This is a genomic window from Bathymodiolus azoricus thioautotrophic gill symbiont, assembly GCF_001298715.1.
GTDB lineage: Bacteria > Pseudomonadota > Gammaproteobacteria > PS1 > Pseudothioglobaceae > Thiodubiliella.
On the sequence record NZ_CDSC02000227.1, the window covers coordinates 1 to 9,024 of the forward strand.

A 9,024-nucleotide genomic window follows, 5' to 3' on the forward strand; every position below is an offset into this window, starting at 1 on the left:
CACTTAAGATAATCAGCCTGTTAATAATTGTAATCTTTGCGCCCTGATAGAGCGTGCGCAATGGTGTTAATATCAGCATATTCAAGTTCGCCACCAATGGGAAGCCCGTGTGCAATTCGAGTAATACGAATATCAAATTGTTTTGCCATGTTACTGATATAGTGCGCGGTTACCTCACCTTCAATAGTGGCGTTGGTGGCAAGAATGATTTCTTCAATACCTTGCTTGTGTAATTTTTGTTCTAATGCATCTAAACCCAGCTCAGAAGCACCAATACCATCAATCGGTGATAGGTAACCACTGAGCACAAAATACTTACCTTTATAAGCACTACTTTGTTCGATGGCGTGAATATCACTCGGTGTTTCAACAATGCAAAGTTGTGTATTTGTTCGATGGTTATTAATGCAGATATTACAAATGTCTTTTTCACTTAAAGTGCGACACGATGAACAGTGCCCAACCTGTTCCATTGCATCTATCAAAGCTTTAGCAAGCTCCATGCCACCATCACGATTACGCTCTAACAAATGATAAACAAAGCGTTGTGCGGTTTTTTTACCAACACCGGGTAGGGCGCAAAATGCTTTATTAAGCGTCTCAATCATAATTAATTAAAAGGGTAAATTCATGCCACCTGTGGCAGCTTTCATTTTGGTGGCAGAGGCATCAGCGATTTGCCCATTGGCATCGTTGATAGCGCTTAAGATTAAATCTTCTAATAGTTCTTTATCGTTCATCACGCTTGTGTCAATCTGAATATCTGTTGCCTGATGTTCACCATTGATACTAATTTTTACTGAACCGCCACCAGCATTACCTGTGGCTGCGAGTTGTTTGATTTCTTCTTGTGCTTGCTGTATGTTGTCTTGCATTTGTTGGGCTTTTTTCATCATGCCTGCCATTCCACCTTTAAACATTCTTTATCTCCTTTTTGACTTAGAAAAATTATAATACTTTAGCTATTTCTTTAATGCTGTTGGTGTTAATAACTGTGTTAAAAACTTGTTGTAATTTTTGTACACCTTTATCGGCTAAAAAAGCCTTCTGTAGTACAGCCATTTTTTCATCCCCAGCTTGTGTTTCTTTTTGTGCTAAGGTTTGAGTTTTGAGTTTATTGGCATTGATCTTTAAAGTAATATCACCAAAGTTTGCTTGTAGTGTGGCTTGAATAGTAACTTGAATACTGTTTGTTAGCAGAGTAGAAAATTGCTCATCTAAACTCAGTGTTAGGGTTTGATTATCAGCACTTTCAAACAAGGTGTTTTTGAGTAGTAGTCGTGCTGGTGTATTAAATTCAAGTGTTTTGGTCATCTTTTCCCACTCTTGCTGAGAGTTGATATTTAGTGTTGGTTGAGACGCTTTGGCAATATTTTCTGTGGGTTTTTGCTTGGCTTTAAGTTTGGTTTTAGCCGTTTGGCTTATGTTAGGCGTTTTTTTTTTCGATGGTGCTTCTGCTTTAGATGAACTTGAATGAAATGAAAGCATACGCAGTAGTGTCATCTCAAACCCAATTTCTTCGCTCGGTGCGAGTGGCAATTCTTTGTTACCATTAATTGCTACATGATAAAACAGTTGTAAATCTTGATTTGAAATTTGAGTAGATAATGCCTTAATATCATCAGAAACTTCTGTAGTGTTAAGGATTTGTGCAATTGATACTTGATGAAACAAAGCGCTTAAATCTTTCAGTGCGTGCGTTAGGTTTTCACCTTTGTGTGATAATTCTCTAACAAAGTTAATACAGGCTCCACCATCTTGATTAAATAAGTGTTTTGCCAAAGTTAGAATATCATCATGATGCACTAAACCAAGCATGGCTTTAATATCTTTCTCCATTACTGAGCCATTGCCATAAGAGATAGACTGGTCAAGTAGGCTAAGTGCATCACGCATAGAGCCATTACCAAAATCAGCGATTTGACCAAGTGCTGATTCTTCATACTTTAAACGCTCAGAGTTCATAATGAACTTCAATTGACCTAAGATTTCTTCATGTGTAAGTTTTTGCAAGGTGAACTGCAAGCAACGAGAGAGCACAGTCATAGGTACTTTTTGTGGGTCAGTTGTTGCCAATAGAAACTTAATATGCTCAGGCGGCTCTTCAAGGGTTTTAAGTAGCGCGTTAAAGCTACTTTTTGAGAGCATATGCACCTCGTCAATCAGATAAACCTTATAACGATTCTTAGTCGGCATATATTGCGCATTTTCTAAAATATCACGCATATTATCAACGCCAGTGTGCGACGCTGCATCAAGTTCTATTAAATCAATTGATTGACCCTTGTCAATTTCAATGCAAGTGGCGCATTTGCCACAAGGCTTGGAACTAACACCGCTTTCACAGTTGATAGATTTAGCAAAAATTCGTGCAATCGTGGTTTTACCAACACCGCGTGTGCCAGTAAATAAAAAGCCGTGATGTAGATTATTACTATCAAGTGCGTTGATTAAGGTTTTAACAGTGTGCGTTTGTCCAACCATTTCACTAAAGGTGTGAGGTCGATATTTACGCGCTAAAACTTGATAAGGTTCGCTCATGTTAGGTTCCAAATTAAAAATGGTAGTGCCAGAATAACATCCAACACATAAAAAAATTATTACCGTTGCTTCCTTCCGGACCTGGCGGGGTTCATAATTATTTATTGTCAGTGCACCCTGACACTACCAAGATTTATTTTATACCATTTTTAAAAAATAAAGACGCTAAAAGTGCTGATAATTGTTTATTTTAGAGAGGCTAAAATGCATAAGATTTGATACTTTTGTGTTTTATTTTTTTTTGGCAATAGTATTGTACAAAGATTACGATATTTTAGGATTGTTATTAACTGATTCTAGGCGTTCAGGTGTACCGATGTCCTGCCAGTAGCCCAAGTAGTATTCGCCTGTTAGTTGTCTATTGTTAATTGCTTCTTTGAACAGGGCTGAGAGCGGTAATTTTCCATCGTTGTGTAGATGTGATTGGAAGAAATCTGGGTGGTAGAATCCAACGCCTGAAAAGGTGTAAGTCTGAGTATTAGGCAAAGTGATTTTATTACCAGTTAAAGAGAAATCGCCATTTAGATTGTGCTCAGGGTTGTCAATTAATAACAAATGCGCCAATGAATTATCGGGTAGGGCGAGCGTGGACAAATCGTAATCGCATAATATGTCAGAGTTAATGACAATAAATGGTGCATTCCCAAGCAGTGGAAGTGCTTGAATAATGCCACCAGCAGTCTCAAGTGCATTTTGCTCAATGCTGTATTTAATATTAATACCAAATTTGGCACCATTACCTAAGTATGCTTGTATTTGCTCGCCTAAATAGGCGATGTTAATAATAACATCGGTAATACCAGCGTTTTTTAGTGTGTCAATACTGTGTTCAATAAGTGTCTTATCGTGGACTTTGATTAAGGGCTTTGGCGTGTCTTTGGTGAGTGGCATCATGCGTTCTCCTCTACCTGCTGATAAAACTATCGCCTTCATAAAATCTTCTTTAGTGTAGAGAATTCTGGGTATTTATTAGCAATCTGTAGAGCGTATTTTTTAACCAAGGGGATATCGTTTAGGTATTGATGTTTGTCATCACGCATGGATAGGCGTTTAAAAATACCTAAGATTTTTAAATGTCGTTGTAAACCCATTAGTTCAAATTGCTTTTCAAACTGTGAAAATTCAATGTCAATACCGGCTTGTGTGTAATAATAGTTGAGCAGGGTTTGAATATCATTTGCTGATAATTCTAAATAGGCATCTTTTAATAAGGAACACAAATCATAAGTATTCGAGCCAATAATAGCGTCTTGAAAGTCAATAACAGCAAGCCCACCTTTAATTAGCATAAGGTTGCGTGCGTGGTAATCACGATGCACAAAAACTTGAGGACTGTTAAGTGCATTATTGCTAAGAATGTCAAATATGCTTAAGAGTTGTTGCTTATGATTATCGCTAGTGTCTTTAGGTAAATACCAGTCAATTAATAGTTGCATTTCACTTTTTAATACAGCATCATCATAGCAAGGCAAGTCATTATTTTTGTCGTTAATTTTTTGAATTTCAACCATTTTATCGATGGCTTTTTTATACAAATTAATTCGGTTGTCTTTGTTGAGCGCTTGTAGAAAAGTAGTACTACCTAAATCTTCAAGTAATAGAAAGCCTTGCGCTAAATCAGAGGCAATAATTTTGGGCGCATGAAGATTGTTTGCGTTTAATAAAGTGGCAATTTTAACAAAGGTAGCGCTGTCTTCTTTTTCTGGTGGCGCATCCATGGCAATAAAGGTATTGTTGTCTCGCTCAATTCTAAAATAACGGCGGAAACTGGCATCGTCACTAGCATTAGTAATGACAAAATCCTCATCGTCAAAAAAATATACCAGCCAATCGGTTAACAAGTCAAGTCGCTGATCAATCATTTTTTAATTGCTGATAATGGTTATAGACACACGCCCAATAGTGACCAACTTTTCCATTGTTAATGGTGCGGTTGTCTATTTGGGTAATCGGCATAATTTCACGGGTGGAACTGGAAATCCACACTTCATCAGCACCTAATAATTCATCTGTTGTGAAGCCTAATTCTTTAATTTTCAGATGGCAAGCTGTAGCACTTTCTAAGGCTAAATCACGGGTAATGCCTGAAAGAATGTGTGTGTTAGCAGGGTGAGTGTGTAGCGTATTGCCTTTAACCATAAAGACATTTGAGGTTGCACCCTCAGTAACAATATTGTCACGATGTAAGATAACTTCTTCTACTTGAGCTTTTTTGGCATTTTGAGCATACATTGTGTTTGCTAAGAGTGAAGTGGCTTTGATGTCACATCTAGACCAGCGAATATCAGAACTTGTGATAGCGCTAAAGCCTTGCTCTAAGGTTATTTTATCTTTTGGTATAAGTGGGTTTGATTCAATATAAACAGTAGGGCTTAGACTTCCAAAACTGTGCTTTCTTTGTGTATCTGCACCACGGGTGATTTGCAAGTAGAGTGACTGGTTGTCTGATTGAGAATAACTTAAGAGTTGTTTAAGAGTCTCTAACCATTTGTCGTTGGTATAAGGGTTAGATATCTGAACTGCTTCTAGGCTTTTTTGTAAGCGTTGCAGATGCGCATCTAAGCGAAATAATTTGCCTTGATAGGCTGGGATGACTTCGTACACACCATCACCAAATAAAAAACCTCTATCCATAACTGAAATAGAGGCTTTATTTTTTGCAATAAAGTTGCCGTTTAAATAGACCATTAAAGCCCGATTTTTTCTAATAGTCGTGAGAAAAAACTAGATTCAGCATCCTCAAGTGCGATAATAGGTAGCTTTGCAAGGTTTTCACCTCCTAATTGTAGGATTAAGTGACCGATGCTATCACCTTTATTAATAGGCACTTGAAAATCAGCGTTTAACTCAATTACCTGTTGAGACAATTTGTATTTTCCACGCGGCAGGGTGATTGCCTGTGGAATTTTAAAGCCAACTTTAATTTGTTTTTTGGTTGAGCCAGAAATAGGTATTTTTTTACTAATTTTGTTGATTTCTGTTGTTTCAAAAAAGCGGAAACCGTAATCTAAAATAGTTTGTGTTTGAGCAGTTCTAGCTTGTATCCCTGTTGATCCAAGTACGACAGAAATCAATCGCATGCCAACGCGTTTAGCACTAGCAACAAGGTTGTAACCTGCTCTTTTGGTAAAGCCTGTTTTTAATCCATCTACTGTGTGGTCGCTCCATAGTAATTTATTGCGATTATGCTGTTTGATGCCGTGGTAAGTAAATTCTTTTTGTGAATACCATAGGTAGAACTGTGGAAAATCACGAATGGTTGCTGAGGCAAGTGTCACCATATCTCTAGCGGTAGTGTGTTGGTCTTTATGCGGTAAACCTGAGGCATTTTCAAAGCGGGTGTTATTCATGCCAAGTTCTTTAGCGTATTCATTCATATAAGTGGCAAAAGTACCTTCAGTACCAGCAATATGTTCTGCCAATGCGACAGCTGAATCATTACCAGATTGAATAATCATGCCTTTAAGTAGTGTTTCAAGTTTGATATTTTTACCTACTTCAACAAAACTCTTTGAACCGCCAGTTCTCCATGCTTTTTTGCTAATTTTAACATCGTCTTCTAAGCTGATTCTATGGTCTTTAATTAATTGAAAAACTACATAAGCAGTCATTAGTTTGGTTAAACTTGCTGGTGATCGTTTTTCATCGGCTTTGCTTGAAGCAATAATTGCACCCGAATGATGGTCCATAACAATATAAGCAGCAGCATTAATTAACGGTGCTTTAGGTGTAATGAAAATCGTTGCTTGAGCATTGAGTGATAATACACTTAATGCAATGATTGTGACTGTAGATAGTCTTTTAATAAGTGTCTTGTTCATAAATTATTACTTAAATCGTATTCCTGTTTTAATTTCTCTGATAATTGGTAAACCGCCATCGCGTATCTATTGTCGTGATTATAACGGGTTATCACATAAAAATTCCAAAAAGTGAGCCAAGTATCTACATTTATTTTTTGCGGTAAGCGAATAAAAGCCAATTTAGTTTTATTGTCAATGTCTGCATCTATATTCAAACCTTTGTTACGCCAGTGTTTGGCGTTTCTCCGTGGTTTGAAATTGGCGCGTTTGGCGTGCTTTAGATGCTTAATATCCAGTGAAATAGGGCGGGCAATCTCTCCGTCATCATGCCATTGATGCTTGTCAAAATAATTGGCAATTGAGCCAATAGCATCAATAGGGTCTGAAAACAAATCGATTTTTCCATCCTTGTTGAAATCAACCGCATAATGGCGATACGAACTGGCAATGAATTGTGGGAAGCCCATTGCACCTGCATATGAGCCTTTAACAGACAAAGGTGCAATGGAGTTTTCACGAGTCATGAGTAAAAATTGCTCCAATTCTTTTTGATAGAAAGCACGACGACGATATTTTCCAAATGAGCGTTTTGCCAGTGTTTCTAGTGTCGAATGAGCTCCTTTGTTATTGCCATAATGGGTTTCTATACCTAAGATTGCAACAATAATTTCAACAGGAACACGGTAAATTCTTTCAGCACGCTGCAATGTTGCTAAGTTGTCTTGCCAAAATTTAACGCCATTTTTAATGCGATTTTTTGTGATAAATAAACTTTTGTATTTGTCCCATGACATGGGTGGTTTCTTGACATGCTTGCTTCTCCTTCTCTTCTTTTTAGAAGATTTGTTAGTAATTCTAAATTTAACACTGTGAAAGATGGTTGTTAGCTCATCTTTGTCAAAATCATGTTTTTCCACCATTTTTTCAATGAAGTTTTGTGTGATTTTAAAAGATGTCGCTGGCACCATCTTAGCCGATGCTGCAAATGATACAAGTACAGTAGAAAGTAGAAGTAATTTTAACATTGCTTAGAATTTAGATAAATAATTCGGTGTTTTGTGTTTACGAATTGACATGATAATACCAAAACTCACAAATAGAGTAATCAGTGATGAGCCGCCATAACTAATCAGAGGTAACGGTACACCCACCACAGGAAGTAAGCCAGATACCATGCCAATATTAACAAAAACATAAGTAAAAAAAATAAGCGTCAAGCTTGCACCCAACAATTTAGAAAATGTATCTTCTGATTCGAAAGAAATGACAAAGCAACGCCAAATAATTAAACCGTAAAAAAACAATAGCAGTAACACACCTAAAAATCCCAACTCCTCTGCGATAACTGCAAAAATAAAATCGGTAGTATGTTCAGGCAAGAAGTTCAGTTGAGATTGTGAACCTTGCTCAATGCCTTTACCTAATAGGCCACCAGAGCCAATAGCAATTTTAGATTGTAAGATATGATAACCTGCGCCAAGCGGATCTAAACTTGGGTCAATCATTGTCATAATGCGCTTCTTTTGATATGCTATTAACAAGTAATTCCAAGCAACATAGCCACTCCCAATGATCACGCCAAAAACCACACTAAGATTGAGCCATTTGTTGTGCTTAATAATTTGAATACGAAACCCTGAGAAAAACAACACATACAGTCCGCTAGCACCAATGAGTAGCGATGTGCCTAAATCAGGCTGTTTGGCAATTAGCAGAACCGTAGCAGCAATTGCAGCAATTGAGCCGAGTGCTGACATAGGTTGTGGTGGTAGCGTTTTTTCACTAAGGATTGAAGCAATCGCAATTGGCACAATAATTTTCATTAACTCTGATGGCTGAAAACGCATAAAGCCTAAATCTAGCCATCGTTGAGCACCGCCACTACTGGAGCCAAATAGTAACACCAATAACAGTAAGAAAATACCAAACAACATCAAATAAGGAGAGTAATGCCTAAGTAAATAAAGTGGTATTTGTGCAACAACCAGCATTACACTAACGGCAAGTGCAAAGTGCACTATTTGTTTGAAGATCAACCCCATTGATTCAGATGCACTATAAAGCATTAATAAGCCAAACATACTAGTACCCATTAGTATTAAAAATAATGGTGTGTCCATTTTAAAGTAATGCCAATAATGGCGGAGCTTATCAATTCGTGTCATAACAATAACAGCCCGACTAATCTTGCATCAGATAATAACAAATTAAAACATCGACAAGCCGATTCACTGTTCATACTTTCAACGCCAATGTTCATTTGTTGTAGTGCGACTTGCTGTAGTGGATTTAAAAATTGACTATATTCACCAGTACCGATAATCAAAATGTCAATATCATCTTTTGAGCTGAGTGGAAATAATGCTATTTTATCCAACCGCTCTAATGTTAAATCAGGAGTTTGCGTATGGTACTTAGGTGAGATAAAGCAGGGCGTACTAAGCGTTGTATGTGACAAGGTCACCATATCATTTTCTATGGAAACAATGCTATTTCGATTGTTATCTTGCTGATTAAATTCCACTTTGAAAAATTGGCGTATTTAATGATGTAGGAAAGCATTATAACAGCCAAAGCTTTATACAAATTTATTTATCTCTGTATTACAAAACCCCAGCAACTTAAGACAACACACATTAATCTTTATTGTTTAAAGTATTATTGATTTAATGTGGTTACT

10 protein-coding genes and 1 other RNA gene are annotated in these 9,024 nt (G+C 37.1%); all 11 read right to left on the reverse strand.

What is annotated here, in order from left to right; genetic code table 11:
- Positions 1-20: 20 nt before the first annotated feature.
- The 11 genes from recR to BAZSYMA_RS04330 all read right to left on the reverse strand — a co-directional run bounded on the left by recR (position 21) and on the right by BAZSYMA_RS04330 (position 8,868).
- A complete protein-coding gene (gene recR, locus BAZSYMA_RS04280; RefSeq protein ID WP_090715954.1) occupies positions 21-608 on the reverse strand; it encodes a recombination mediator RecR in 588 nt (195 codons plus the stop codon).
- Between the two features lie 6 nt (positions 609-614).
- Positions 615-920 carry a YbaB/EbfC family nucleoid-associated protein gene (locus tag BAZSYMA_RS04285; protein ID WP_090715957.1) on the reverse strand — a complete coding sequence of 102 codons (306 nt, stop codon included), beginning with the start codon at positions 918-920 and terminating at the stop codon, positions 615-617.
- Between the two features lie 28 nt (positions 921-948).
- Positions 949-2,541, reverse strand: coding sequence for a DNA polymerase III subunit gamma/tau (gene dnaX / locus BAZSYMA_RS04290; RefSeq protein WP_090715960.1), 1,593 nt, complete (start codon positions 2,539-2,541; stop codon positions 949-951).
- 25 nt (positions 2,542-2,566) lie between these two features.
- Positions 2,567-2,662, reverse strand: an RNA gene (gene ffs, locus BAZSYMA_RS04295) — signal recognition particle sRNA small type.
- A 143-nt stretch (positions 2,663-2,805) separates the two neighbouring features.
- On the reverse strand, positions 2,806-3,474 hold the full coding sequence (murU, locus tag BAZSYMA_RS04300) for an N-acetylmuramate alpha-1-phosphate uridylyltransferase MurU (RefSeq protein WP_090715962.1): 669 nt from the start codon (positions 3,472-3,474) through the stop codon (positions 2,806-2,808).
- On the reverse strand, positions 3,471-4,403 hold the full coding sequence (locus BAZSYMA_RS04305; protein ID WP_090715965.1) for an aminoglycoside phosphotransferase family protein: 933 nt from the start codon (positions 4,401-4,403) through the stop codon (positions 3,471-3,473). Before BAZSYMA_RS04305 ends, murU begins: the two co-directional genes overlap by 4 nt.
- Positions 4,396-5,229 carry a D-amino acid aminotransferase gene (locus BAZSYMA_RS04310; RefSeq protein ID WP_195910094.1) on the reverse strand — a complete coding sequence of 278 codons (834 nt, stop codon included), beginning with the start codon at positions 5,227-5,229 and terminating at the stop codon, positions 4,396-4,398. Before BAZSYMA_RS04310 ends, BAZSYMA_RS04305 begins: the two co-directional genes overlap by 8 nt.
- Positions 5,229-6,362, reverse strand: a complete 1,134-nt coding sequence (locus BAZSYMA_RS04315) for a D-alanyl-D-alanine carboxypeptidase family protein (protein WP_090715968.1) — start codon at positions 6,360-6,362, stop codon at positions 5,229-5,231. Before BAZSYMA_RS04315 ends, BAZSYMA_RS04310 begins: the two co-directional genes overlap by 1 nt.
- Complete coding sequence (gene mltB, locus BAZSYMA_RS04320) at positions 6,359-7,369, reverse strand: lytic murein transglycosylase B (RefSeq protein WP_090715971.1); 1,011 nt, start codon at positions 7,367-7,369, stop codon at positions 6,359-6,361. The genes BAZSYMA_RS04315 and mltB overlap by 4 nt, the downstream gene beginning before the upstream one ends.
- Positions 7,370-7,372: 3 nt before the next feature.
- Positions 7,373-8,464, reverse strand: coding sequence for a rod shape-determining protein RodA (gene rodA / locus BAZSYMA_RS04325; RefSeq protein WP_370460897.1), 1,092 nt, complete (start codon positions 8,462-8,464; stop codon positions 7,373-7,375).
- A 41-nt stretch (positions 8,465-8,505) separates the two neighbouring features.
- The gene (locus BAZSYMA_RS04330) at positions 8,506-8,868 is read right to left on the reverse strand and encodes an Mth938-like domain-containing protein (RefSeq protein WP_090715978.1); all 363 of its coding nucleotides are present in this window, start codon (positions 8,866-8,868) and stop codon (positions 8,506-8,508) included.
- Between the last annotated feature and the right edge of the window lie 156 nt (positions 8,869-9,024).

Coding starts and splice junctions, on each gene's coding strand:
- recR (WP_090715954.1), bottom strand. CDS start 608: ATGATTGAGACGCTTAATAAAGCATTTTGCGCCCTACCCGGTGTTGGT.
- BAZSYMA_RS04285 (WP_090715957.1), bottom strand. CDS start 920: ATGTTTAAAGGTGGAATGGCAGGCATGATGAAAAAAGCCCAACAAATG.
- dnaX (WP_090715960.1), bottom strand. CDS start 2,541: ATGAGCGAACCTTATCAAGTTTTAGCGCGTAAATATCGACCTCACACC.
- murU (WP_090715962.1), bottom strand. CDS start 3,474: ATGAAGGCGATAGTTTTATCAGCAGGTAGAGGAGAACGCATGATGCCA.
- BAZSYMA_RS04305 (WP_090715965.1), bottom strand. CDS start 4,403: ATGATTGATCAGCGACTTGACTTGTTAACCGATTGGCTGGTATATTTT.
- BAZSYMA_RS04310 (WP_195910094.1), bottom strand. CDS start 5,229: ATGGTCTATTTAAACGGCAACTTTATTGCAAAAAATAAAGCCTCTATT.
- BAZSYMA_RS04315 (WP_090715968.1), bottom strand. CDS start 6,362: ATGAACAAGACACTTATTAAAAGACTATCTACAGTCACAATCATTGCA.
- mltB (WP_090715971.1), bottom strand. CDS start 7,369: ATGTTAAAATTACTTCTACTTTCTACTGTACTTGTATCATTTGCAGCA.
- rodA (WP_370460897.1), bottom strand. CDS start 8,464: ATGGACACACCATTATTTTTAATACTAATGGGTACTAGTATGTTTGGC.